Here is a 23,468-nt window from a genome sequence, read left to right as displayed (position 1 = left end):
AGCATGATGCAATTCTGCTGAGCGGCCGGTCTCTTCGGGCCGGCTCCGCTGCTACGCTCCGCCCCGCGGGAGCTTCCGTCAAGCCGGCACGGTCATCGAGCTGGGGCGGTCATGGCCGCGGTGCTGCGCCCCGCAGGATCAGCCGGCTGCCGCGCACCTCGTAGGAGGCGAGGCGTTCGAGGAAGGTCATGCCGAGGAGGTTCACGCCGAGGCCCCCCGGTTTGGTGACGAGGGCCGGCACGCGCCGCTCGCGGATCGGGCCCACCGCGATGGTGTCGAGCATCACGGGCGCGGCCGCGGCCGGACCGTTGGCGGTCTGCACCGTCACGGTGAAGCCCTGAGGATGCGGGTGGAGACCGAGCAGGGCGGCGGTCTCGGCGGTGAGCACCACCGCGCTGGCACCGGTGTCGAAGGCGAAGAGCTGTTCGCGGCCGTTCACGGCCGCCCGCACCGAGAAGCCGCCATCGGCCCGGCGGGCGATCACGACCTCGCCCGACGCGGTCGCGACCGGCGCGCCGGCCGCCAGCTCGCCGAACACCCGGAAGGCAGCCTCGCGCGCCTCATCGCGCCGGACGTAGAGGGTGCCGGCGCCGAGGCCGAGGGCGAGCCAGAGGGCGAGGGCGCCGAGCCCCGTGCCGAGGCCGTGGCGGAACCGCCGGCCGATCCCGTTCAGGACCACCAGCAGGGCGGCCCCGGCTCCCGCCGCGACCGCCATCTCCCGCTGCGGCCAGCCGGCGACGGGGCCCTCCGCCAGGAAGCCGACCGCCCAGCCGGCAGCGGCGAGCAGCAGGGCGACGCCGAGGGCGCCGGGCATCTCAGCGGCGGGACGCGGCGGCCGGCCGGGCTGCGGCGGGATCCACCCCGGCGGCGGCGCGCCGGGCGGGCAGCAGCGCCATGATGCGCCGCCGCTCCGGCTCCGGGAGCAGACCCCAGGCGGCGATCTCGTCGCGGGTGCGCCCGCAGCCCTCGCAGAGACCCGAGACCGGGTCGAGGACGCAGACGCGGGTGCAGGGCGTGGAGGGAGAACTCATCCGGGCGGCGGGCTCAGCGGGGAACGGCGATGAGGATCGCCAGCAGGATCGCGATCTCGGCGATCTGCTGGCAGGCGCCGATCACGTCCCCCGTCTGGCCGCCGATCAGCCGCTCGGCCATGCGGCTCATCGTCCAGGCCGACAAGACCGCGAGGAGGCCCGCCAGGACGAGGCCGATCCAGGGCAGGCCGAGGAGCCACGCCAGGAGGGCGATGGCGAAGCAGAGCGACCACGCGATGGCGTGCGTGCCGGAGGTGGGACGCCCGACCGCCTGCGCGGCGCCGTCCGGCCGGGCCGGGGCGAGGGCGATCATCGGCCAGAGCGCCGCGGTGCGCGACAGGGCGGCGGCGAGCGGCAGCACGAGCGCGGCCCGCCAGCCGATCCGGTCGGCGAGCGTGGCGAGGGCGCCGATGCGCAGCGCGTAGGCGAGGATCAGGGCCGCGGCCCCGTAGGCGCCGATCCGGCTGTCGCGCATGATCGCGAGGCGGCGCGCCGCATCCGCGCCGCCGCCGAACCCGTCCGCCACGTCGGCGAGGCCGTCCTCGTGCAGGGCGCCGGTGACCAGCGTCGCCGTGAGGGCGGCGAGGGTCGCGGCGAGGTAGGGGCCGAGCCCGAGCCCGAGCGCGCCGAGGAAGGCGACCATCCCGGGCAGGGCGATCAGCAGCCCCGCGATGGGCAGCATCCGCGGCACGATGCGGAAGTCGGGCGGGGCGTGATCGCCCGCCTCGCCCGGCAGGGCAGGGACGGGCAGGCGGCTGTAGAAGCGCAGGCAGGCGGCGAGATCGAGCAGCGGCGGCCAGAGCCCGGTTCCGGGCGGCGGCGGCTCGAACTCGTCATCGGCCTCCTCGGCGGCCTGCCTCGCGTCCAAGCCCGCACCCTCGGCCATCGCCGTCCGCCTTCAGCCCGCGTCTCGCATCCGGATTATAGCCGAAACCGCCCGGCGTCGTCGTCAACGAAGGTGCGGGGCCAGGGCAGTCGCTTCAGCGATCTGTCTTGCGCTTCGGCGATCGTCTTGCGCTTCGGCGATCCTCCTGGCGCCCGCCCGCAAGGCGGCGCCCCATGTCGGGCGCGAACAGCGCCCCGCGGAGCGGGTTCGAGAGGACGCATGTCCTCTCGAACGCAGAGCGGAACGACAGCCAAGGTCGCGGCGACGCATGCGTCGCGGAGGCGCCCCGGGATCCTTGGACTTCCTGCGTCCGAGGCCAAACAGGAAACCGGGGCAAGCGCGCTGAAGCGCTCGCCCCGGTGCGGCGCCGCGGTGCGCTGCCGCATCCGCTCGCCTTGCCCGTGGCCGGTGGTTAAGAGGCGCGATCGATCGATCGCCGGAGCCCGTCATGACCGCTACGTCCCCGGATGCCAGCCCCTTCGCGGATATCCGCCAGCTCGTCGCCGGCATGCCGGGCCCGGACGAAGCCGCCGCCCGGGCGGCGGCCGAGCGTCAGGCGACCCTGACCAAGCCCGCCGGCAGCCTGGGGCGGCTCGAAACCCTCGCCGGATGGCTCGCCGCGTGGCAGGGCAAGCCGATGCCGAGCCTCGACCGGCCGCTCGTCTGCGTCTTCGCGGGCAGCCACGGCGTCGCCGCCCGGGGCGTCTCGGCCTTTCCCGCCGCGGTCAACCGCCAGATGCTCGACAATTTCGCGGCCGGCGGCGCGGCGATCAACCAGATCTGCGCCGCCTACGGCCTCGGCTTCAAGGTGTTCGACCTCGCCCTCGACCTGCCCACCGGCGACATCACCGAGACCGAGGCGATGACCGAGAAGGCCTGCGTGGCCACCATGGCCTTCGGCATGGAGGCGGTGGCGGCCGGCACGGACGGGCTCGCCCTCGGCGAGATGGGCATCGGCAACACCACCGTGGCGGCGGCGATCTACGCGGCCCTCTACGGCGGCGAGCCCGCCGCCTGGGTCGGCCGCGGCACGGGCGTGGACGAGGCCGGGTTCGCCCGCAAGGTCGCGGCCGTCGAGGCCGCGCTCGCCCGCCATGCCGGCCACCTCGACGACCCGCTCGCCGTGCTGGCCCGCCTCGGCGGGCGCGAGGTCGCGGCGATCGCCGGCGCCATCCTGGCCGCGCGCCTGCAGCGGGTGCCGGTCGTGCTCGACGGCTACGTCGCCTGCGCGGCGGCGGCGGTGCTGCACGCCCTCGATCCGCGGGCGCTCGACCATTGCATCGCCGGCCACCTGTCGGCGGAGGGCGCGCACGGGGCGGTGCTGGAGCGGCTGGGACTCGATCCGGTGCTCACGCTCGGCCTGCATCTCGGCGAGGGGTCGGGGGCCGCTCTGGCCCTCGGCCTCCTCAAGGCCGCGCTCGCCTGCCACCGGGACATGGCGACCTTCGCACAGGCGGGCGTCTCCGAGCGGAGCGCGTGAGCGACGCCGACATCCGACCGACCGGTTGTCGGACGAGCGCTCAGCGCAGCAGGTTGGTGCGCGCGAGTTCCATGATCTCGTCGCCGCGCCCGCTGATCACCGCCCGCGCGAGGTAGATGCCGAAGCCCTTGGCCTGCTCCATCGTGGTCTTGGGCGGCAGAGCCAGCTCCTGGCGGTTGGTCACCACGTCCACGAGGACCGGCCCGTCATGGGCAAAGGCCCGCGCGAGGGCGGGCTCGACCTCGGCCGGGTCCTCCACCCGCAAGCCCAGCACGCCCGCGGCCTCGGCCATGCGGGCGAAGTTCGGGTTCGTCAGCGCCGTGCCGGTATCGAGGAAGCCGGCGGCCTTCATCTCCATCTCGACGAAGCCGAGGGTGCCGTTGTTGAGCACCACGACCTTCACCGGCAGCCCGACCTGCGTGAGGGTGAGGAACTCGCCCATCAGCATGGCGAAGCCCCCGTCGCCCGAGAAGGAGATGACCTGCCGGTCCGGGAAGGCGGCCTGGGCGCCGATCGCCTGCGGCAGGGCGTTGGCCATCGAGCCGTGCCAGAACGAGCCGATCAGGCGCCGCTTCCCGTTCATCGTCAGGTAGCGCGCCGCCCAGATCGTCGGCGTGCCGACGTCGCAGGTGATGATGGCGTCCTCGGCCGCCGCCGCGTCGAGCATGCGGGCGAGATATTGCGGGTGGATCGGCCGCCGGCCGGGATGCCCCACCGCGAGGTCGTCCAGCCCCTTGCGGGCGTCGCGGTAATGGGCGAGCGCCTTGTCGAGGAAGCGCCGGTCGGTCTTCTCGGCGAGGCGGGGCCGGAGCGCGTCGAGGGTCGCGCCCACATCCGCGACGACGCCGAGATCGACGCGCGTGCGCCGCCCGATATGGCCCGCCCGCAGGTCGACCTGGGCGACGCGGGCCTCCTCCGGGTAGAATTGCCGATAGGGAAAGTCGGTCCCCAGCATGAGGAGCGCGTCGCAATCCCGCATGGCGTGGTAGCCGGAGGAGAACCCGATCAGCCCGGTCATGCCCACGTCGTAGGGGTTGTCGTACTCGACGAATTCCTTGCCCTTGAGCGCGTGGACCACCGGCGCCTTGAGCGTGCCGGCGAGGGCGACGAGCCCATCATGCGCCCCCGCGCAGCCGCCGCCCGCCAGGATGGTCAGGCGCTCGGCGCCGTTCAGGAAATCCGTCAGGGCGTCGAGATCCTCCGGGTTCGGCTGCACGATCGGCGGGCGGGGCTTGAGCCAGCGCGGGGCGCTCGGCACCTCGATCGATTCGAGGCCGACATCCCCCGGGACGATCACCACGGACACGCCGCGCTTGGCGATGGCCTCGCGGATGGCGATGTCGAGGGTGCGGGCGATCTGCGAGACCGTGGCGACCGGGCCGACGTAATGCGCGCATTCGGCGAAGAGCTTCTCCGGGTTCGTCTCCTGGAAGTAGCCGGAGCCGATCTCGGCGCTCGGGATCTGGGCCGCGATGGCGAGCACCGGCACCTGCGAGCGGTGGCAATCGTAGAGGCCGTTGATCAGGTGGAGGTTGCCCGGCCCGCAGCTCCCGGCACAGACCGCGAGTTCGCCGGTGAGATGCGCCTCGGCGCCCGCCGCGAAGGCCGCCGCCTCCTCGTGGCGGACATGGATCCAGTCGATGGTCTGCCTGCGCCGCAGCGCCTCGGTGAGTCCGTTCAGCGAATCGCCGACGACGCCGTAGATGCGGCGCACGCCCGCGGCGTGCAGCGTGTCGGCGATGAGATCCGCAACGGTTTGGCGAGCCATGTCGCGCCTCCTGCGAGGGTCGGTCCGCGCCGCAGCGCGACTCCCGCCCCGCTTGACGCAGTGCAACAACCGATGGCCGGCGAGGCCGTTCCGTCAGGCGAGCAGCCGGTCGCGCCGGCGCAGGGCCGGGAACAGCCGCGTCCACAGCATCGCGACCAGCACGGTTCCGATCCCGCCGACGACGACCGCGGGCGCCGCGCCGATCAGGGCCGCGAGCGTGCCGGATTCGAACTCGCCGAGTTCGTTCGAGGCGCCGATGAAGACCGTGTTCACGGCCGCCACGCGGCCGCGCATCGCATCCGGCGTCTCGCCCTGGACCAGGCTCTGGCGGACATAGACGCTCACCATGTCGGCCGCCCCGGTCACGAACAGGCAGGCCATGGAGAGCGGCAGCGAGGTGGAGAGTCCGAAGCCGATGGTGGCGATGCCGAACACCGCGACGGCCCCGAGGAGGCGGGGCCCGGCCCGCCGCACGAGCGGCCGCTGGGCGAGGATCACCGCCGTGGCGACCGCGCCCGCCGCCGGCATGCTGCGCAGGAGCCCGAGCCCGAGGGGGCCGACATGCAGCACCTCCTGGGCGAAGATCGGCAGCAGCGCCGTGGCGCCGCCGAGCAGCACCGCCGCGAGATCGAGGGTGATCGCCCCCAGCACCACGGGTTGCGAGCGGATATAGGTGAGGCCGGCGAGCAGCGTGCTCCACGAGACCGGGCCGCGGCTCGGGGCCGCCGTCTCCCGCGGCCGGATTCCGGCGAGGGCGAGCGCCGCGAGGCCGAAGCAGATCGCCGCGATCCCGAACACGACCCCGGGGCCGAGCGCGTAGAGCAGGCCCCCGAGGGCCGGTCCCGAGACGGAGGCGCTCTGCCAGATCGAGGAGTTCCACGCGATGGCGGTGCCGAACTGCTCGCGGGGCATCAGGGTCGGCATCAGCGCCTGTGTCGCCGGGAAGGCGAAGGCCCGGCCGCTCCCGATCACCACCATCAGCGCGTAGACCGGCCAGACCGGCGCCCGTGCCGAAAGGGCCAGCGTCGCCAGGGCGGCGGCGCAGAGGGCGATCAGCGCGTAGGCCCCGGCGGCGATGAGGCGGCGGTCATAGGTGTCGGCGACGTGCCCGGTCACCAGGGCGCCGAGGATCGCCGGGGCGAAGCTCGCCAGCCCGACGAGGCCGAGCGCCAGGGCGCTGTGCGTCAGGTCGTAGACGAACCAGCCCACGGCGACGGCCTGCATCTGGTAGGCGAGCCCGCTGAGGAACCGGGCGACGCAGAACAGCCGGAAATCCGGATTGCGGAGCAGGAATCCACCGGGGCTGGCGGAGGCGGGGAGGGCGTCGGACATGGCAGCCCGTGCTCATGCCGCCAACATCGGCACGGATGCAAGCGTCTCGCCGGTGCGGGTGGTTCGCGACGGCACGCGGCATCGGAGGAGCCGGGCCTGACGCGCTTGATGCCCATCGGGGGGCGTGGCAAGCATGAAGCCCGCCTCGGCCGTTCGTCGACCCGCGACGATCTCGAACCCGGGCTGCCGTGACCGGTTCGCCATCGCACCGGTCGCAGTCTCCTTCTGCCTGAAGATCTTTTCCTCTTCCGGACTCATTCAAGAAACAGGGCTTGTGCGGCGATGGACACGGCTTCGTCACGGTGCGTTCTTGAGCTGCCATGCCCGAATTCGTATTATGCGCCGCCTCATATCGTTGAGATCGAGCCGATGCGGGATGATGTCCGCGGTCTGCTCGGAAACATCTGGTCGCAATCGATGCATCCCGGACGCAGCCTCCGGTTCCTGGAGTTCCGGGAGGTCTTCGTTGCCCTCGAAGGGCTCTGCTTCGATGCGAGCCTGACCCTCATTCCCGAGACCAGGACCTACCACTCCGACGCGGACATCGCGCAGGCCCGCGCCCGGATCGAAGCCGTGCGGAGCGCCGGACAGGTTCCGACGATCGAGCGGGCCGTGCTGGCGAAGAACCGGGGCGCGACGAATTACGGCCACTTCATTCTCGAGATGCTGCCCCGCGCGTGGTACGCGCGCCGCCACCTCGACCTGGCGGACTGGCCGGCGCTGATCCATCGGGCCTCTCCGGCGCTCGACCAGATCAAGCGCCAGGCCCTCCAGGCGGCGGGCTACGCGCCGGAGCAGGTGGTCGTGACCGGGGACGATCCCGTCCGCGTCGAGCGGCTCATGGTCGTGGACGGGCTCGCGGTGCACACGCAGTACCTGTCGCCGTTCGTGATGACCTGTCTCGACGAGATCGCCGCGGCCGTGCCGCCCGGCGATGTCGACCGCCTCTATGCGAGCCGCGGAGCGGGGGCGAGCCGTGACTTCGACGACGAGCCCGCCGTCGCGCGCCATCTGGCGACGCATGGCTACAGCGACCGCTTCGCGGGCGGACTGAGCTTCGCGGATCAGATCCGGGTCTTCCGCGGCAGCAGCCGCGTCGCCGGCGTCATGGGGGCCGCGCTCACGAACATCGCCTTCTGCAAGCCCGGCACGACGGTGTCCTGCTTCATGCCGAGCAGCGCCTGCGAGGTGCTGTTCTGGCGCATCGCCGAGGCGCGCCGGCTGAACTACGTCGAGATCCGCTGCCGGGAGGTGGGGCCGCAGCGGGGCGGCCTGCCCTGGGACCGCGCCCTGACCATCACGCCCTTCGAGATCGACTGCGTTCTTCGCGGAAGAAGCGCGGCTTGATCGTGGCCGGGGCGGGATCGGGCGGTTCGCGGCCGGCATGCGGCCCGGATGATCTGGTGGGCGGTGACGGGCTCGAACCGCCGACCCTCTCGGTGTAAACGAGATGCTCTACCAACTGAGCTAACCGCCCCCGGTGCGGCATCGTTAAGGGGAGCATCCGGTGAGCGCAAGGCCTCGTGCAAGGCCCCGTGCCGCCTCCGCCGCTTTCCGCGAAACACCTGCTTGACAGGGCGGGGCCGGCCCCATACACCGCCGCCATCGCAGCACAGCGATGCGGCGCGCGGACGTAGCTCAGTCGGTTAGAGTGCCGGCCTGTCACGCCGGAGGTCGCGGGTTCGAGCCCCGTCGTCCGCGCCATTCCCATCCTTGGGTCGTCGTGAGTGCTCCGTATCTGCGCGGGCGTAGCTCAGTTGGTTAGAGTGCCGGCCTGTCACGCCGGAGGTCGCGGGTTCGAGCCCCGTCGCCCGCGCCACTTCGGACACCAAGTCTCCATCTCAGATCCATCGGGCTCGGATCCATCCGGTTGACCGCCGCCTGACGGCCGCAGGGCAGGGTATGGGCGATCATGCCCGGTCGGCCACGTCAGGCCGCGATCGGACGCGCCGCCCGGCCGCCTACCCCGAAATATCCACAATCGCCGGACAGGTGCGGGCCATTCCGCTCGCGCTGCCACCAGGACCCGACGATGCCCCTCGCGACCCGATCGTTGCTGCCCGCCGCCTCCGCCGGGGAGGGGGGACGGCACCGCAACCGGTGGTGCATGGTCCCATATGCCGCCCTCCTTGCCTGCGGGCTCGCTCTGGCAGGGTGCGGCGGGCCGGGGCTGCTGCCCTCGGCCGATCTTCCGACGAGCCCGGTGATCCTCGACGAGGCCGCCGCTGCCGCCGCGATCACCCGCTACCGGGCGAGTCATGGCCTCGGTGCCGTGGCGATCGATTCGTCGCTGATCCGGGCCGCCTCCCTGCAGGCCGAGGCCAATGCCCGGGCGGGCTACCTCTCGCACGACGTCGGCGGCACCTTCGACAGCCGCCTGAAGCGCGCGGGATTCGGCGGGCGCTACGCGGCCGAGAATCTGAGCGCCGGCTCCAGCACCTTCGACGAGGTGCTCAAGCGCTGGCAGGCATCCCCGGAGCACAACCGCAACATGCTGATGCCGCAGGTGCGTCGCATCGGCATCGCCCGGGTCGACGCCCCGACCAGCCGCTACAAGCGCTTCTGGGCCCTGATCCTGTCGGACTCATAGCGGCCCGGCATCTGCCGCATCGCGGCGAAGCTCGGCCGGCGCCGCCTGCGAGGATCTGACGAGAAAACCCGCCGAATCGACCAGACTGCGACGAAACTCGCCAGCCCTTCGGTCCTTCATGGGTGTTGTGCCGCGCGCGCCGCGCCTTATCTCCGCGATGAATGTTCGCGCTTTGTGCGATGCGAACGCCCCTTGTTTCGGCATATCCGCTCGTTTAAGCCTCGCGGCATTCTCCGGGCCTTGGAACCGTTCCGAACGACGGGCCGAGCCGGCCGCGGGCCGTCCATGGGCCGCGCCGCCCCACGACCAATGAGGGTCCTTCGATGAACGGCCTCCTGTCGGACTATCTGCCACTCGTGATCTTCATCGGCGTCTCGATGGTGATCGCCGTGGCGCTCCTCGTGGCGCCCTTCCTGGTCGCCTTCAACAGCCCGGATCCGGAGAAGCTCTCGACCTACGAGTGCGGGTTCAACGCCTTCGACGACGCGCGCATGAAGTTCGACGTGCGCTTCTATCTCGTCGCCATCCTGTTCATCATCTTCGACCTCGAAGTGGCCTTCCTGTTCCCGTGGGCGATCACCTTCGGCGACCTCGGCTGGTTCGGCTTCTGGTCGATGATGATCTTCCTCGGCGTGCTGACCGTCGGGTTCGTCTACGAGTGGCGCAAGGGCGCCCTCGAGTGGGATTGAGCCGAAAAGCCTCCGCCGCCCCCTGAGAGATCCGGACGCCCCATGGCCCTCGACACCTCCTTCTCCCGCGCCCCGGCGATCGCCCCGCAGCCGAAGGGCATCATCGATCCGAAGACCGGCCTGCCGATCGGCGCCACCGATCCGACCTTCCTGTCGATCAACGACGAACTCGCCGACCGCGGCTTCCTGCTCACCACCGCGGACGACCTCATCACCTGGGCCCGCACCGGCTCGCTGATGTGGATGACCTTCGGCCTCGCCTGCTGCGCGGTCGAGATGATGCAGATGTCGATGCCGCGCTACGACGCCGAGCGCTTCGGCTTCGCGCCGCGCGCCAGCCCGCGTCAGTCGGACGTGATGATCGTCGCCGGGACGCTCACCAACAAGATGGCGCCCGCGCTCCGCAAGGTCTACGACCAGATGCCGGAGCCGCGCTACGTCATCTCGATGGGCTCCTGCGCCAACGGCGGCGGCTACTACCACTACTCCTATTCGGTGGTCCGCGGCTGCGACCGCGTCGTGCCGGTGGACATCTACGTGCCGGGCTGCCCTCCGAGCGCGGAGGCGCTGCTCTACGGCGTTCTGCTGCTGCAGAAGAAGATCCGCCGCACCGGAACGATCGAGCGCTGAAGGCGAGACGATGACGAACGGCATCACGATCCGGCCTCACACGGAGGTCGCCCACGGGGTCGAGGCGCTGCAGGCGCTGAGCGATCGCCTCGCCGAGACGCTCGGCGCCGCGATCGCCGACCGCGTGATCGCCTTCGACGAGCTGACGCTGATCGTCGCGCCGTCCGAGATCGTGCGGGTGCTCACCCACCTGCGCGACGATCCGGCCTGCTCGTTCCGCTGCTTCATCGACATCTGCGGCGCGGATTACCCGGGCCGCGAGAAGCGCTTCGACGTCGTCTACCACCTGCTCTCCCTGCGCCATAACCGGCGCATCCGCGTGAAGGTGCAGACCGACGAGGCCACCCCCGTGCCGTCCGTGATCCCGGTCTTCCCGGCCGCGAACTGGTACGAGCGCGAGACCTACGACCTCTACGGGATCCTGTTCTCGGGCCATCCCGACCTGCGCCGGCTCCTCACCGATTACGGTTTCGAGGGCCACCCGCTGCGCAAGGACTTCCCCCTCACCGGCTTCGTCGAGGTCCGCTACGACCAGGACGAGGGGCGGGTGGTCTACGAGCCGGTGAAGCTCACCCAGGAGTTCCGCCAGTTCGACTTCCTGTCGCCCTGGGAAGGCACGGACTACGTGCTGCCGGGTGACGAGAAGGCGAAGCGGTAGGGATCGACGATGACCGAGCACAGCATTCGCAACTTCTCGATCAATTTCGGCCCGCAGCACCCGGCGGCGCACGGCGTGCTGCGCCTCGTGCTGGAACTCGACGGCGAGATCGTCGAGCGCGTGGACCCGCATATCGGGCTCCTGCACCGCGGCACCGAGAAGCTGATCGAGGTCAAGACCTACCTCCAGGCGACGCCCTATTTCGACCGGCTCGACTACGTCGCGCCGATGAACCAGGAACACGCCTTCTGCCTCGCCGTGGAGAAGCTGCTCGGCATCGAGGTGCCGCGGCGCGCCAAGCTGATCCGCACCCTGTTCTGCGAGATCGGCCGGCTGCTCTCGCACCTCCTCAACGTGACCACGCAGGCGATGGATGTCGGCGCGCTCACGCCTCCGCTGTGGGGCTTCGAGGAGCGCGAGAAGCTGATGATCTTCTACGAGCGCGCCAGCGGGGCGCGGCTCCACGCCAACTATTTCCGGCCGGGCGGCGTCCACCAGGACCTGCCGGCGGGCCTCATCGACGACATCGACGCCTTCTGCGATCCGTTCCTGAAGGTGGTCGATGACCTCGACACCCTCGTGATGGGCAGCCGCATCTTCAAGCAGCGCAACGTCGACATCGGCATCGTCTCGGTGGACGAGGCCATGGCCTGGGGCTTCTCGGGCGTGATGGTGCGCGGCTCCGGCATTCCGTGGGATCTGCGCAAGGCGCAGCCCTACGAGGCCTACGAGGAGATGGAGTTCGACATCCCCGTGGGGAAGAACGGCGACACCTACGATCGCCAGGTCATCCGCATGGAGGAGATGCGCCAGTCCGTGCGCATCATGAAGCAGTGCCTCGCCAAGCTGCGGGCGCCGGACGGCCAGGGGCCGATCGCGACGCAGGACGGCAAGGTGGCGCCGCCCCCGCGGCGGGAGATGAAGCGCTCGATGGAGGCGCTCATCCACCACTTCAAGCTCTACACCGAGGGCTTCCACGTGCCGGCCGGCGAGGTCTACGCCGCGGTCGAGGCACCGAAGGGCGAGTTCGGCGTCTATCTGGTCGCGGACGGCACCAACAAGCCCTACCGCTGCAAGATCCGCGCGCCGGGCTTCGCCCACCTGCAGGCGATGGACTGGATGTGCCGCGGGCACATGCTGGCGGACGTGTCGTGCATCCTCGGCACCCTCGACATCGTGTTCGGCGAGGTGGACCGGTGAGAAGCCTGACGAGCGGCCGCGGCTGAGAGAACGAGAGCGATGGCAAACCGCAGACTGGCGCCCGCCGCCGAACAGCCCGAGAGCTTCGCGTTCACCCCCGAGAACGCCGAGTGGGCCAAGGGACAGATCGCGAAGTACCCCGAGGGCCGGCAGGCCTCGGCGGTGATCCCGCTCCTGTGGCGGGCGCAGGAGCAGAACGGCGGCTGGCTGCCGCAGAAGGCGATCGAATCCGTCGCCGATCAGCTCGGCATGCCGCATATCCGTGTGCTCGAAGTCGCGACCTTCTACACGATGTTCGCCCTCGAGCCGGTCGGCCGCTATTGGATTCAGGTCTGCGGCACCGTGCCCTGCGACGTCTGCGGCGCCAAGGAACTCAAGCATTTGCTGCATGAGCGCCTCGGCCCGCCCGGACACGTGAGTCCGGACGGGAACTTCTCCTGGCTCGAGGTCGAGTGCCTGGGGGCGTGCTGCAACGCGCCCATGGTGCAGATCAACCACGATTACTACGAGGACCTCACCCCCGAGAGCCTCTCGGCGCTCATGGACGATCTCGCGGCCGGCCGGCCGGTGAAGGTCGGTTCGCAGATCGGGCGCACCTCGTCCGAGCCGCAGGGCGCCGTGACCACGCTCACCGACGAGACGCTGTTCGACGGCTCGCGCATCGGCGCGTGGCGCAAGCGCTTCGAGGAGGAGGGCCTGCACGAGGAGGGCGCGGAGACCAGGGCGAAGGCCGAGGCCGCCGGCGCGGCCGTCAAGGACGCCGCCGACCCGAAGCCCGCCAAGCCCGATTCGGGCCGCGCCACGGAGAGCCCCGCCGCGGCGGCGCCCGCGCAGCGGGCGGCCGAGGGCAAGGCTCCGGCCGAGCCCGACGGCCACGCGCGTGGCGATCGCAGCACCGTCGCCGCACCGACGAGCGGCCCGGAGACGCAGCCGGCTCCGCAGAGCGGGCGCTCCTACACCGAGACGCCGTCGAAGCCCGAGGAGGGCCGCCCGGTCGCCGACGCGAAGGGCACCACGCCGGTGGCCGGCGCGGAGCCGAGCGCCGCGCCCGGTCGCACGGACGGGTCTCAGGCCAAGCCCGTGGGCGTCGATCCGAACGACAAGGGCCCGCCCGGTCCGGGCTCCAAGGGCCGCTCCAAGACCTCCTCGAACCGGTAGGACGACGCCATGCTCTCCGACCAGGATCGCATCTTCACGAACCTCTACGGGTTCCACTCCCCGGGCCTTGATGCCGCCCGCAAGCGCGGCGCCTGGGACGGCACCAAGTTCCTGCTGGAGCAGGGCCGCGACTGGATCATCGAGGAGATGAAGAAGTCCGGCCTGCGCGGCCGCGGCGGCGCCGGCTTCTCCACGGGCCTCAAGTGGTCGTTCATGCCGAAGAAGTCGGACGGGCGTCCGCACTACCTCGTGGTGAACGCCGACGAATCCGAGCCCGGCACCTGCAAGGACCGGGAGATTATGCGGCACGATCCGCATCTCCTGATCGAGGGCTGTCTCCTCGCCTCCTTCGCGATGGGCGCGCATGCCGCCTACATCTACATCCGCGGCGAGTACGTCGCCGAGAAGCACGCCCTTCAGCGGGCGGTGGACGAGGCCTACGACGCCCGCCTGATCGGCCAGGACAACGTTCACGGCTATCCCTTCGACCTCTACGTCCATCACGGCGCCGGGGCCTATATCTGCGGCGAAGAGACGGCGCTGATCGAGAGCCTCGAAGGCAAGAAGGGCATGCCGCGGCTGAAGCCGCCCTTCCCGGCCAATATGGGCCTCTACGGCTGCCCCACGACGGTGAACAACGTCGAGTCGATCGCGGTCGCGGGCACCATCCTGCGCCGGGGCGCGGAGTGGTTCGCCGGCATCGGCCGGCCGAACAACACCGGCACCAAGCTGTTCTGCGTCTCGGGCCACGTGAACAAGCCCTGCAACGTCGAGGAGGCGCTCGGCGTGCCCTTCCGCGAGCTGATCGACCGCCATTGCGGCGGCATCCGCGGCGGCTGGGACAATTTGCTCTGCGTGATCCCGGGCGGCTCCTCGGTGCCGCTGGTTCCCGCCGAGCAGATTATCGACGCGCCGATGGATTTCGACACCCTGCGCGGGCTGCAATCGGGCCTCGGCACCGCGGCCGTGATGGTGCTCGACAAGTCCACCGACATCGTCGCGGCCATCGCCCGCATCTCGTACTTCTACAAGCACGAATCCTGCGGCCAGTGCACGCCCTGCCGCGAGGGCACCGGCTGGATGTGGCGCGTGATGCTGCGCATGGCCGAGGGCCGGGCGCAGCGGCGCGAGATCGACATGCTGCTCGACGTCACCAAGCAGATCGAGGGCCACACGATCTGCGCGCTGGGCGACGCCGCGGCCTGGCCGATCCAGGGCCTCATCCGCCACTTCCGTCCCGAGATCGAGAAGCGCATCGACCGCTACAGCGCCAACCCGCACAGCGACCCCGTCCCGATGGCGGCGGAGTGAGACGAGCGCCCGCGGTCGAACGCCTGGAGACAACACAGTGACCAAGATCGTCGTCGACGGCACCGAGGTCGATGTCCCGCCGGACTACACGCTGCTGCAGGCCTGCGAGGCGGCCGGCGCGGAGATCCCGCGCTTCTGCTTCCACGAGCGGCTGTCGATCGCCGGCAATTGCCGCATGTGCCTCGTCGAGCTGAAAGGGGCGCCCAAGCCGGTGGCCTCCTGCGCCTGGGGCGTGCGCGACTGCCGCCCGGGCCCGAACGGCGAGCCGCCGCAGGTGCTCACCAAGTCGCCGCTGACCAAGAAGGCGCGCGAGGGGGTGATGGAGTTCCTCCTCATCAACCACCCGCTCGACTGCCCGATCTGCGACCAGGGCGGCCATTGCGACCTGCAGGACCAGGCGATGGCCTACGGGGTCGATTCGACCCGCTACGGCGAGAACAAGCGCGCGGTCGAGGACAAGTATATCGGCCCGCTGGTGCGCACGGCGATGAACCGGTGCATCCACTGCACCCGCTGCGTGCGCTTCCTGGCGGAGGTGGCGGGCGTGCCGGATCTCGGCGCCATCGGCCGCGGCGAGGACATGGAGATCACCTCCTACCTCGAACAGGCCATGGAATCGGAGCTGCAGGGCAACGTCGCCGACCTCTGCCCGGTCGGCGCGCTGGTGCACAAGCCGCAATCCTACAACGTGCGGCCCTGGGAACTCGCCAAGACCGAGTCGGTCGACGTGATGGACGCGGTCGGCTCGGCGATCCGGGTCGATACCCGCGGCCGCGAGGTCATGCAGATCGAGCCCCGGGTGAACGAGGCCATCAACGAGGAGTGGATCTCGGACAAGACCCGCCACGTGGTGGACGGGCTGCGCCTCCAGCGTCTCGACCGGCCCTATCTCCGCGAGAACGGCCGCCTGCGGCCGGCGAGCTGGGCCGAGGCCTTCGCCACCATCGCGGGCAAGCTCAAGGGCGCCGACCCCAAGCGCGTCGGCGCCATCGTCGGCGACCTCGCGGGCGTCGAGGAGATCTACGCGCTCAAGACCCTGATGACGGGGCTCGGCGTCACGAACCTCGATTCGCGCCAGGACGGCGCGGCCATCGATCCCGCCTGGGGCCGGGCCGCCTACACCTTCAACCCGACGATCGCCGGCATCGAGCAGGCGGACGCGATCCTCCTCGTCGGCGCCGACCCGCGCACCGAGGCTTCGCTCCTCAACGTGCGCATCCGCAAGCGCTGGCGCATGGGGCCGCTCGCGGTCGGCCTGATCGGCGAGGCGACCGATCTCACCTACCCGCACACCTATCTGGGAGCGGGCCCGGAGACCCTGGCGGAGATCGCGGCGGGCCGCCACAGCTTCGCCGAGGTGCTGAGGACCGCCAAGCATCCCCTCGTCATCGTCGGCATGGGCGCGCTCGCGCGGCCGGACGGGGCGGCGATCCTCTCGGCGGCGGCGAAGCTCGCCCAGGACATCGGCGCCATCGCCGAGGGCTGGACCGGCTTCGGCGTCCTGCACAATGCCGCGGCCCGCGTCGGCGCGCTCGATCTCGGCTTCGTGCCGGGGGAGGGCGGTCTCGACCTCGCCGGCATGACCGCCCCGGGCGCCCTCGACGTGCTCTACAACCTCGGCGCGGACGAGGTGGAGGTCGCCCCCGGCGCCTTCGTGATCTACCAGGGCACCCACGGCGACCGCGGCGCGCACCGCGCCGACGTGATCCTGCCGGGGGCCGCCTATACGGAGAAGTCGGCGACCTACGTGAACACGGAAGGCCGCGTGCAGCTCGGCAACCGCGCCGGCTTCCCGCCGGGTGACGCCCGCGAGGATTGGGCGATCCTGCGCGCCCTCTCCGAGCCCCTCGGCAAGCGCCTGCCCTTCGATTCGCTCGCCCAGCTGCGGCGCGCCCTCTACGCCGCCTATCCGCATTTCGCGGGCGTGGATCAGGTGCCGGCGCCGGACGGGACCGGGGCGCTCTCGACCATCGCGGGCCTGGGCGGCGAGCCGGGCCGCGAGCCGTTCCGCAGCCCGGTGGTCGATTTCTATCTCACCAACCCGATCGCCCGCGCCTCGCGGGTGCTGGCGGAGTGCTCCGGGCTCGCCCGGGAGCGCGTGATCCAGGCCGCCGAATAGGATCGCCCCATGAGCGTCACCGACATCCTGCTGACGGTCGGCCTCGTCGCGCTGAAGAGCGTGGTGCTGCTGGTCGCGCTCCTCGTCTTCATCGCCTACGCGCTGCTCGCCGACCGCAAGATCTGGGCGGCGGTGCAGCTGCGGCGCGGCCCGAACGTGGTCGGGCCCTGGGGCCTGTTCCAGTCCTTCGCCGACCTCTTGAAGTTCGTGCTGAAGGAGCCGGTGATCCCGGCGGGCGCCAACAAGAGCCTCTACCTGCTGGCGCCCCTCGTCTTCGCGACGCTGGCGCTCTCGGCCTGGGCGGTGATCCCGCTGGCGGATGGCTGGGCCATCGCCGACATCAATGTCGGCATCACCTACATCTTCGCGATCTCGTCGCTCGGCGTCTACGGCGTCATCATGGGCGGGTGGGCCTCGAACTCGAAATACGCCTTTCTCGGCGCGCTCCGCTCCGCGGCGCAGATGGTCTCCTACGAGGTCTCGCTGGGCTTCGTGATCATCACGGTGCTGATGTGCGCGGGCTCCCTCAACCTGTCCCAGATCGTGCGGGCGCAGGACACCTCCCTCGGCATCCTCGGCTGGTACTGGCTGTGGCTGTTCCCGATGTTCGTGGTGTTCTTCGTCTCGGCGCTGGCCGAGACGAACCGTCCGCCCTTCGACCTGCCGGAGGCCGAATCGGAGCTCGTCGCGGGCTACATGGTCGAGTATTCCTCGACCCCCTACCTGCTGTTCATGCTCGGCGAGTACGTGGCGATCATCACCATGTGCGCGCTCGGCACGATCCTGTTCATGGGCGGCTGGCTCTCGCCGATCCCGTTCGCGCCCTTCACCTGGGTGCCGGGCCTGATCTGGTTCGCGCTGAAGGCGAGCTTCCTGTTCTTCCTCATCGCCATGGCGAAGGCGATGGTGCCCCGCTACCGCTACGACCAGCTCATGCGGCTGGGCTGGAAGGTGTTCCTGCCCCTGTCGCTGGTGATGGTCTTCGTCGTCGCCCTCGTCCTGAAGCTGACCGGCCTCGCGCCGGTCTCCTGAGACCCCGAATCGGAGATTGAGCGATGAGGCTCGATCAGGTCGCCCGCAGCCTGCTGCTCAAGGAGTTCGTGTCGGGGTTCGCCCTCGCCATGCGCTACTTCTTCAAGCCGAAGGCCACGATCAACTACCCCTTCGAGATGGGCCACCGCTCGCCCCGCTTCCGCGGCGAGCACGCCCTGCGCCGCTACCCCAACGGGGAGGAGCGCTGCATCGCCTGCAAGCTCTGCGAGGCGATCTGCCCGGCCCAGGCCATCACCATCGAGGCCGGGCCGCGCCGCAACGACGGCACCCGCCGCACCACCCGGTACGACATCGACATGGTGAAGTGCATCTATTGCGGCATGTGCCAGGAGGCCTGCCCGGTGGATGCCATCGTCGAGGGGCCGAACTTCGAGTTCTCGGTCGAGACCCGCGAGGAGCTGCTCTACGACAAGCAGAAGCTGCTCGCGAACGGCGACCGCTGGGAGCGCGAGATCGCCCGCAACATCGCGGCGGACGCGCCCTACCGCTGAGGTGGGGCACCGCCGCGGGGACCCACCGGGGCGGGAAAAGACGGGCCTGCAACCCGCGCAAGGCGTTGTGCGCCGCGGGGGCGGGATCTATAGACGGGCCGCCGGGCGATCCCGGGGCCGGATGACCGGACCAGGCAGGAGGCCGCCGCGAGGCGGCATGAACTCAGCGCATGACCGCAGCCGCCGCCTTCTTCTATCTCTTCGCCGCGATCACCGTCGCCTCGGGCTTCATGGTGATCGCTTCCCGCAACCCGGTGACCTCGGTCCTGTTCCTGATCCTCGCCTTCGTGAACGCGGCGGGTCTGTTCGTGCTGATGGGCGCCGAGTTCCTGGCGATGATCCTCGTCGTCGTCTATGTCGGCGCCGTCGCCGTGCTGTTCCTGTTCGTGGTGATGATGCTCGACGTCGATTTCGCCGAGCTGCGCCAGGGCTTCCAGGACTACCTGCCGGTGGGCGGGCTGATCGGCATCATCTTCCTGGTCGAGCTTCTCCTCGTGGTCGGCTCCTGGGCGATCGATCCGGGGCTGGTCCAGGCGCCGCTCGCGGTGGCGCCGGGCGGCGACCACATCACCAACACCCAGGCGCTCGGCCTGGTTCTGTACACGAACTACTTCTTCTTCTTCCAGATCGCCGGCCTGATCCTGCTGGTGGCGATGATCGGCGCGATCGTGCTGACCCTGCGCGACCGGCCGGGCGTCAAGCGCCAGAACATCACGGTGCAGAATGCCCGCACCCAGGACATGGCGGTGGAACTGCGCAACGTCCCGACGCGCCAGGGCGTCGAGGTGTAAGGAACGATCGAGACCAAGACGTGGGTGACCCCTCTCCCGGGTCGGAGAGGGGCAGGGGTGGGGGACCGGCTGGTTCCGCAAGGGGCCCGAATCGTCCCATTGCCGGCGTCGCCGGGCGGATGCCTGCTTCACGGCTCGGACCCTCGCCCGTCCCTTCCCCCGCATGGGAGAAGGGATCCCGCGTCACGACAACGAACCTGGTTTGAGGCGGTCGCGTCGCGGCCGAGAGGCAGACAGATGATCGGTTTGAGCCATTACCTGACGGTCGCGGCGATCCTGTTCACGCTCGGCGTGCTCGGCATCTTCATCAACCGCAAGAACATCATCGTGATCCTGATGTCCGTCGAGCTGATCCTGCTCGCCGTGAACATCAACCTCGTCGCCTTCTCGACCCATCTCGGCGACATCGTCGGCCAGGTCTTCGCGCTGTTCGTGCTGACCGTGGCCGCGGCGGAAGCCGCGATCGGCCTCGCGATCCTGGTGGTGTTCTTCCGCAACCGCGGCTCGATCGCGGTCGAGGACGTCAACATGATGAAGGGCTGATGGCGGCCCTTCACCGCCCGAACCGAATGAACCCGAGCCGCTTCTAGCCGAGGCCGGACACGAGCATGTATCACGCGATCGTCTTCCTGCCGCTCATCGGCTCCCTCATCGCCGGCCTGTTCGGCCGCCGCATCGGAGCCAAGGCGAGCGAGGTCATCACCACCTCGATCCTGTTCTTCGCGGCGCTCCTGTCCTGGGTCGCCTTCTTCGAGGTCACGGGCGGGCACGGGCACGGCGCGACCCGCGTGCAGGTCGCGCACTGGTTTTCGGCCGGCGACCTCGTGGTCGACTGGGCCTTCCGGGCCGACACGCTCACCGTGGTGATGCTGGTCGTCGTCACCAGCGTGTCCTCCCTCGTGCACCTCTACTCCATGGGCTACATGGAGGAGGATCCGCACCGGCCGCGCTTCTTCTCCTACCTGTCGCTGTTCACCTTCGCCATGCTGATGCTGGTGACGGCCGACAACCTCGTGCAGATGTTCTTCGGCTGGGAGGGCGTCGGCCTCGCCTCCTACCTGCTGATCGGCTTCTGGTACGAGAAGCCCTCCGCCAACGCCGCGGCCATGAAGGCCTTCATCGTCAACCGCGTCGGCGATTTCGGCTTCTCGCTCGGCATCTTCCTCGTCTTCGTGCTGTTCGGGTCGGTGGCCTTCGACGGCATCTTCCCGCGGGTGGCCGAGCTCAAGGACGCCTCGTTCCACTTCCTCGGCTACGACTGGAACGCCCTGACGCTCGCCTGCCTGCTGCTGTTCATGGGCGCCATGGGCAAGTCGGCGCAGTTCCTGCTGCACACCTGGCTGCCGGACGCGATGGAGGGCCCGACCCCGGTCTCGGCCCTCATCCACGCCGCCACCATGGTGACGGCGGGCGTGTTCATGGTCGCCCGGCTCTCGCCGCTCTTCGAGGCGGCGCCCGCGGCCCTCACGGTCGTCACGGTGATCGGCGGCATCACCGCCTTCTTCGCCGCCACCGTCGGCCTCGTGCAGAACGACATCAAGCGGGTCATCGCCTACTCGACCTGCTCGCAGCTCGGCTACATGTTCGTGGCGCTCGGCGTCGGCGCCTACGCGGCGGGCGTGTTCCACCTCTTCACCCACGCCTTCTTCAAGGCGCTGCTGTTCCTCGGAGCCGGCTCGGTCATCCACGCGATGCACCACGAGCAGGACATGCGGAACATGGGGGCGCTGCGCCGCTACATCCCCTTCACCACCGCGATGATGGCGGTCGGCACCCTCGCGCTGATCGGCTTCCCCTTCACGGCCGGCTTCTACTCGAAGGACGCGATCATCGAGGCGGCCTACGTCTCGACCCGCCCGGGCCACGTGCTGGCCTTCCTCGCCACCGTGGTCGCGGCCTTCTTCACCTCGTTCTATTCCTGGCGCCTGTTCTTCCTCACCTTCGAGGGACCGGCCCGCTGGGCGAGCCACCACGGCGAGGACCGCCACGCCCATGCGGATGCGCATCACGCGGTGGCGGCCCACGCGCATGAGGCCGATGGCGCGCCGGGGCACCACGAGGGCGTCGCCCACGACGACAAGGGGCACGACGCCGAGCCCGCCTCGCACTCGCATCTCGAGCACCACGACGACCACCACGCGCACACGCCCCACGAGAGCCCGCGGGTGATGACGATCCCGCTCGCGATCCTGGCGGTCGGCGCGCTCTTCGCCGGTCTGGTGTTCAAGAACCGCTTCATCGGCGAGGGCATGGACGAGTTCTGGAAGGGCGCGCTCGCGCACGGCCCCGAGAACCATATCATGCACGACATCCACGACGCGCCGGTCTGGGTCCAGAACTCGCCCTTCGTGATGCTGGTTCTCGGCTTCATCCTCGCCTACTGGATGTATATCCGCCGGCCCGAGCTGCCGAACCGGCTCGCGGACAGCCAGCCGCTGCTGTACCGGTTCCTGCTCAACAAGTGGTACTTCGACGAGATCTACGACCGCATCTTCGTGCGGCCGGCCAAGGGCTTCGGCGTCTTCCTGTGGAAGGTCGGCGACGGCTCGATCATCGACGGGCTCGGCCCCAACGGCATCGCGGCCCGGGTGGTCGACGTGACCCGCGGCGTGGTGCGCCTGCAGACCGGCTACGTCTACCACTACGCCTTCGTGATGCTGATCGGGGTCGCCGCCCTCGTGAGCTGGTATCTCCTGACCGGCGTGGGCGCCCACTGATGCGCGCCCGCCTCACCTCAACCGACCGGAGACGCGTCTGATGTTCGGCCTCGGGATCCTCTCCGGCCTCCTCATCCTGCCGCTCGTGGGGGCCGCCTTCATCCTCACGCTTCAGGGCGACGAGGAGGGCGTGCAGCGCAACGCGCGCTGGGCCGCGCTGATCACGACGATCGCGACCTTCCTGCTCTCGCTGGTGGCCTGGGGCCGCTACGATTCCTCGACGGCAGCCTTCCAGCTCGTCGAGAGCCATGCGTGGCTGGCCCAGTCGATCCGCTTCAAGCTCGGCGTCGACGGCTTCTCGATGCCGCTCCTGCTGCTCACCACCTTCCTGATGCCCTTCTGCATCGCGGCCTCCTGGCACTCGATCGGGCACCGCGTGAAGGAGTACTTCGTCGCCTTCCTGGTCCTCGAGACCACGATGATCGGCGTGTTCTGCGCGCTCGACCTCGTGCTGTTCTATCTGTTCTTCGAGGCCGGCCTGATCCCGATGTTCCTGATCATCGGTATCTGGGGCGGCAAGCGGCGGATCTACGCCTCGTTCAAGTTCTTCCTGTACACGCTGCTCGGGTCGGTGCTGATGCTGCTCGCCATCCTGGCGATCTCCTGGCAGGCCCAGACGACCGACATTCCGGAGCTGCTGCGTCACCGCTTCCCGGTCCACATGCAGACCTGGCTGTGGCTCGCCTTCTTCGCCTCGTTCGCGGTGAAGATGCCGATGTGGCCGGTCCACACCTGGCTCCCCGACGCCCACGTCGAGGCGCCGACCGCGGGCTCGGTGATCCTGGCCGGCATCCTCCTGAAGATGGGCGGCTACGGCTTCATCCGGGTCTCGCTGCCGATGTTCCCGGACGCGTCGCACACCTTCGCGCCGCTGGTCTTCGCGCTCTCGGTGGTGGCGATCATCTACACCTCGCTCGTCGCGCTGGTGCAGACCGACATCAAGAAGCTGATCGCCTACTCGTCCGTGGCGCATATGGGCTTCGTGACCCTGGGCCTGTTCACGATGACGGAGCAGGGCATCCAGGGCGCGCTGTTCCTGATGATCTCGCACGGCATCGTGTCGGGCGCGCTGTTCCTCTGCGTCGGCGTGATCTACGACCGGATGCACACCCGCGAGATCGCCGCCTATGGCGGCCTCGTGAACCGGATGCCGCTCTACGCGGTGGCCATGATGGTCTTCACCATGGCGAATGTCGGCCTGCCCGGCACCTCCGGCTTCGTCGGCGAATTCCTGGCGATGCTCGGGGCCTTCAAGGCGAACCCGATGGTGTCGTTCTTCTCGGTCTTCGGCATCATCCTGTCGGCGGCCTACGCCCTCTGGCTCTTCGCCCGGGTGATCTACGGCAAGCTCGACAAGCCGAGCCTGCAGACCATCACCGACCTCGACCGTCGCGAGATCGCGATCCTGGCGCCCCTCGTCGTGCTCACGATCTATTACGGCTTCCATCCGAGCCCGATCCTCGACGTCTTCGCTCCCTCCACCGAGGCCCTGATGCAGGGTCTCCGGGCCGCCCTCTCCTCGACCCAGACCGCCGCCGCGGCGCTGCCGGTCGCGCACTAGAGA

21 protein-coding genes and 3 tRNA genes are annotated in these 23,468 nt (G+C 70.0%); 18 read left to right on the top strand and 6 right to left on the bottom strand.

Features of this window, described 5'->3' with window-relative positions; translation table 11 throughout:
* Positions 1 to 109: 109 nt before the first annotated feature.
* The 3 genes from ACE101_RS14905 to cobS are packed head-to-tail and all read right to left on the bottom strand — an operon-like array spanning position 110 to position 1,917.
* Entirely contained in the window at positions 110 to 814 is a 705-nt protein-coding gene (locus tag ACE101_RS14905) for a retropepsin-like aspartic protease family protein (protein WP_379130765.1), read from the bottom strand.
* A 1-nt stretch (position 815) separates the two neighbouring features.
* Positions 816 to 1,031, bottom strand: coding sequence for a DUF1289 domain-containing protein (locus tag ACE101_RS14900; RefSeq protein WP_379130763.1), 216 nt, complete (start codon positions 1,029 to 1,031; stop codon positions 816 to 818).
* Between the two features lie 13 nt (positions 1,032 to 1,044).
* Positions 1,045 to 1,917, bottom strand: coding sequence for an adenosylcobinamide-GDP ribazoletransferase (cobS, locus tag ACE101_RS14895; RefSeq protein WP_379130761.1), 873 nt, complete (start codon positions 1,915 to 1,917; stop codon positions 1,045 to 1,047).
* 448 nt (positions 1,918 to 2,365) lie between these two features.
* Here cobS and cobT point away from each other — a divergent pair, with 448 nt between their 5' ends.
* Positions 2,366 to 3,397: a nicotinate-nucleotide--dimethylbenzimidazole phosphoribosyltransferase gene (gene cobT, locus ACE101_RS14890; protein WP_379130758.1), complete on the top strand. Its 1,032-nt coding sequence runs from the start codon at positions 2,366 to 2,368 to the stop codon at positions 3,395 to 3,397.
* 40 nt (positions 3,398 to 3,437) lie between these two features.
* Here cobT and poxB read toward each other — a convergent pair whose 3' ends face one another.
* Together poxB and ACE101_RS14880 are read right to left on the bottom strand one after the other, a co-directional pair.
* On the bottom strand, positions 3,438 to 5,165 hold the full coding sequence (gene poxB / locus ACE101_RS14885; RefSeq protein ID WP_379130756.1) for a ubiquinone-dependent pyruvate dehydrogenase: 1,728 nt from the start codon (positions 5,163 to 5,165) through the stop codon (positions 3,438 to 3,440).
* 93 nt (positions 5,166 to 5,258) lie between these two features.
* The gene (locus ACE101_RS14880; protein WP_379130753.1) at positions 5,259 to 6,497 is read right to left on the bottom strand and encodes an MFS transporter; all 1,239 of its coding nucleotides are present in this window, start codon (positions 6,495 to 6,497) and stop codon (positions 5,259 to 5,261) included.
* Between the two features lie 369 nt (positions 6,498 to 6,866).
* Between ACE101_RS14880 and ACE101_RS14875 the strand changes: the two genes are divergently transcribed.
* Positions 6,867 to 7,844 (top strand): glycosyltransferase family 61 protein, encoded by a 978-nt coding sequence (locus tag ACE101_RS14875; RefSeq protein ID WP_379130751.1) that lies wholly within the window; start codon positions 6,867 to 6,869, stop codon positions 7,842 to 7,844.
* A gap of 54 nt (positions 7,845 to 7,898) precedes the next feature.
* Here the strand turns inward: ACE101_RS14875 and ACE101_RS14870 are convergent.
* Positions 7,899 to 7,974: transfer RNA gene (locus ACE101_RS14870), tRNA-Val, on the bottom strand.
* Positions 7,975 to 8,124: 150 nt separating this feature from the next.
* On the opposite strand from ACE101_RS14870, the gene ACE101_RS14865 reads away from it, so the two are divergent.
* The 16 genes from ACE101_RS14865 (at position 8,125) to ACE101_RS14790 (ending at position 23,465) form a co-directional block, all read left to right on the top strand.
* A tRNA-Asp gene (locus ACE101_RS14865) sits at positions 8,125 to 8,201 on the top strand.
* Positions 8,202 to 8,239: 38 nt separating this feature from the next.
* Positions 8,240 to 8,316: transfer RNA gene (locus tag ACE101_RS14860), tRNA-Asp, on the top strand.
* 288 nt (positions 8,317 to 8,604) lie between these two features.
* On the top strand, positions 8,605 to 9,087 hold the full coding sequence (locus ACE101_RS14855; protein WP_379130748.1) for a CAP domain-containing protein: 483 nt from the start codon (positions 8,605 to 8,607) through the stop codon (positions 9,085 to 9,087).
* A gap of 323 nt (positions 9,088 to 9,410) precedes the next feature.
* Positions 9,411 to 9,776, top strand: coding sequence for an NADH-quinone oxidoreductase subunit A (locus tag ACE101_RS14850; protein ID WP_379130746.1), 366 nt, complete (start codon positions 9,411 to 9,413; stop codon positions 9,774 to 9,776).
* Between the two features lie 42 nt (positions 9,777 to 9,818).
* On the top strand, positions 9,819 to 10,406 hold the full coding sequence (locus ACE101_RS14845; RefSeq protein WP_379130744.1) for a NuoB/complex I 20 kDa subunit family protein: 588 nt from the start codon (positions 9,819 to 9,821) through the stop codon (positions 10,404 to 10,406).
* Positions 10,407 to 10,416: 10 nt separating this feature from the next.
* On the top strand, positions 10,417 to 11,064 hold the full coding sequence (locus ACE101_RS14840; RefSeq protein WP_379130741.1) for an NADH-quinone oxidoreductase subunit C: 648 nt from the start codon (positions 10,417 to 10,419) through the stop codon (positions 11,062 to 11,064).
* A gap of 9 nt (positions 11,065 to 11,073) precedes the next feature.
* On the top strand, positions 11,074 to 12,264 hold the full coding sequence (locus ACE101_RS14835; protein ID WP_379130739.1) for an NADH-quinone oxidoreductase subunit D: 1,191 nt from the start codon (positions 11,074 to 11,076) through the stop codon (positions 12,262 to 12,264).
* Between the two features lie 39 nt (positions 12,265 to 12,303).
* A complete protein-coding gene (nuoE, locus tag ACE101_RS14830; RefSeq protein WP_379130737.1) occupies positions 12,304 to 13,422 on the top strand; it encodes an NADH-quinone oxidoreductase subunit NuoE in 1,119 nt (372 codons plus the stop codon).
* Between the two features lie 9 nt (positions 13,423 to 13,431).
* Positions 13,432 to 14,733 (top strand): NADH-quinone oxidoreductase subunit NuoF, encoded by a 1,302-nt coding sequence (gene nuoF, locus ACE101_RS14825; RefSeq protein ID WP_379130735.1) that lies wholly within the window; start codon positions 13,432 to 13,434, stop codon positions 14,731 to 14,733.
* Positions 14,734 to 14,770: 37 nt separating this feature from the next.
* The gene (gene nuoG / locus ACE101_RS14820) at positions 14,771 to 16,852 is read left to right on the top strand and encodes an NADH-quinone oxidoreductase subunit NuoG (RefSeq protein WP_379130733.1); all 2,082 of its coding nucleotides are present in this window, start codon (positions 14,771 to 14,773) and stop codon (positions 16,850 to 16,852) included.
* A gap of 9 nt (positions 16,853 to 16,861) precedes the next feature.
* Positions 16,862 to 17,884, top strand: coding sequence for an NADH-quinone oxidoreductase subunit NuoH (gene nuoH, locus ACE101_RS14815; protein WP_379130731.1), 1,023 nt, complete (start codon positions 16,862 to 16,864; stop codon positions 17,882 to 17,884).
* A gap of 23 nt (positions 17,885 to 17,907) precedes the next feature.
* A complete protein-coding gene (gene nuoI / locus ACE101_RS14810) occupies positions 17,908 to 18,396 on the top strand; it encodes an NADH-quinone oxidoreductase subunit NuoI (protein ID WP_379130730.1) in 489 nt (162 codons plus the stop codon).
* 170 nt (positions 18,397 to 18,566) lie between these two features.
* On the top strand, positions 18,567 to 19,187 hold the full coding sequence (locus ACE101_RS14805; RefSeq protein WP_379130727.1) for an NADH-quinone oxidoreductase subunit J: 621 nt from the start codon (positions 18,567 to 18,569) through the stop codon (positions 19,185 to 19,187).
* A 237-nt stretch (positions 19,188 to 19,424) separates the two neighbouring features.
* Positions 19,425 to 19,730, top strand: coding sequence for an NADH-quinone oxidoreductase subunit NuoK (gene nuoK / locus ACE101_RS14800; protein WP_048425446.1), 306 nt, complete (start codon positions 19,425 to 19,427; stop codon positions 19,728 to 19,730).
* Between the two features lie 65 nt (positions 19,731 to 19,795).
* A complete protein-coding gene (gene nuoL, locus ACE101_RS14795) occupies positions 19,796 to 21,904 on the top strand; it encodes an NADH-quinone oxidoreductase subunit L (RefSeq protein WP_379130723.1) in 2,109 nt (702 codons plus the stop codon).
* Between the two features lie 40 nt (positions 21,905 to 21,944).
* Positions 21,945 to 23,465 (top strand): NADH-quinone oxidoreductase subunit M, encoded by a 1,521-nt coding sequence (locus ACE101_RS14790; RefSeq protein WP_379130720.1) that lies wholly within the window; start codon positions 21,945 to 21,947, stop codon positions 23,463 to 23,465.
* Positions 23,466 to 23,468: the final 3 nt, after the last annotated feature.

This window comes from Methylobacterium carpenticola (assembly GCF_042748905.1).
Classification (GTDB): domain Bacteria; phylum Pseudomonadota; class Alphaproteobacteria; order Rhizobiales; family Beijerinckiaceae; genus Methylobacterium; species Methylobacterium carpenticola.
Note: the sequence above shows the minus strand (reverse complement) of the source record. Positions and strands in the feature narration are given on the sequence as shown.

What these genes read in the sequence shown, in the direction of transcription:
- ACE101_RS14875 (WP_379130751.1), top strand. Translation starts at nt 6,867, where the DNA reads ATGCGGGATGATGTCCGCGGTCTGCTCGGAAACATCTGGTCGCAATCG.
- cobS (WP_379130761.1), bottom strand. Translation starts at nt 1,917, where the DNA reads ATGGCCGAGGGTGCGGGCTTGGACGCGAGGCAGGCCGCCGAGGAGGCC.
- ACE101_RS14805 (WP_379130727.1), top strand. Translation starts at nt 18,567, where the DNA reads ATGACCGCAGCCGCCGCCTTCTTCTATCTCTTCGCCGCGATCACCGTC.
- ACE101_RS14905 (WP_379130765.1), bottom strand. Translation starts at nt 814, where the DNA reads ATGCCCGGCGCCCTCGGCGTCGCCCTGCTGCTCGCCGCTGCCGGCTGG.
- cobT (WP_379130758.1), top strand. Translation starts at nt 2,366, where the DNA reads ATGACCGCTACGTCCCCGGATGCCAGCCCCTTCGCGGATATCCGCCAG.
- ACE101_RS14790 (WP_379130720.1), top strand. Translation starts at nt 21,945, where the DNA reads ATGTTCGGCCTCGGGATCCTCTCCGGCCTCCTCATCCTGCCGCTCGTG.
- poxB (WP_379130756.1), bottom strand. Translation starts at nt 5,165, where the DNA reads ATGGCTCGCCAAACCGTTGCGGATCTCATCGCCGACACGCTGCACGCC.
- nuoE (WP_379130737.1), top strand. Translation starts at nt 12,304, where the DNA reads ATGGCAAACCGCAGACTGGCGCCCGCCGCCGAACAGCCCGAGAGCTTC.
- nuoF (WP_379130735.1), top strand. Translation starts at nt 13,432, where the DNA reads ATGCTCTCCGACCAGGATCGCATCTTCACGAACCTCTACGGGTTCCAC.
- ACE101_RS14880 (WP_379130753.1), bottom strand. Translation starts at nt 6,497, where the DNA reads ATGTCCGACGCCCTCCCCGCCTCCGCCAGCCCCGGTGGATTCCTGCTC.
- ACE101_RS14850 (WP_379130746.1), top strand. Translation starts at nt 9,411, where the DNA reads ATGAACGGCCTCCTGTCGGACTATCTGCCACTCGTGATCTTCATCGGC.
- ACE101_RS14900 (WP_379130763.1), bottom strand. Translation starts at nt 1,031, where the DNA reads ATGAGTTCTCCCTCCACGCCCTGCACCCGCGTCTGCGTCCTCGACCCG.
- ACE101_RS14835 (WP_379130739.1), top strand. Translation starts at nt 11,074, where the DNA reads ATGACCGAGCACAGCATTCGCAACTTCTCGATCAATTTCGGCCCGCAG.
- ACE101_RS14840 (WP_379130741.1), top strand. Translation starts at nt 10,417, where the DNA reads ATGACGAACGGCATCACGATCCGGCCTCACACGGAGGTCGCCCACGGG.
- nuoL (WP_379130723.1), top strand. Translation starts at nt 19,796, where the DNA reads ATGTATCACGCGATCGTCTTCCTGCCGCTCATCGGCTCCCTCATCGCC.
- nuoK (WP_048425446.1), top strand. Translation starts at nt 19,425, where the DNA reads ATGATCGGTTTGAGCCATTACCTGACGGTCGCGGCGATCCTGTTCACG.
- ACE101_RS14845 (WP_379130744.1), top strand. Translation starts at nt 9,819, where the DNA reads ATGGCCCTCGACACCTCCTTCTCCCGCGCCCCGGCGATCGCCCCGCAG.
- nuoH (WP_379130731.1), top strand. Translation starts at nt 16,862, where the DNA reads ATGAGCGTCACCGACATCCTGCTGACGGTCGGCCTCGTCGCGCTGAAG.
- nuoI (WP_379130730.1), top strand. Translation starts at nt 17,908, where the DNA reads ATGAGGCTCGATCAGGTCGCCCGCAGCCTGCTGCTCAAGGAGTTCGTG.
- ACE101_RS14855 (WP_379130748.1), top strand. Translation starts at nt 8,605, where the DNA reads ATGGTCCCATATGCCGCCCTCCTTGCCTGCGGGCTCGCTCTGGCAGGG.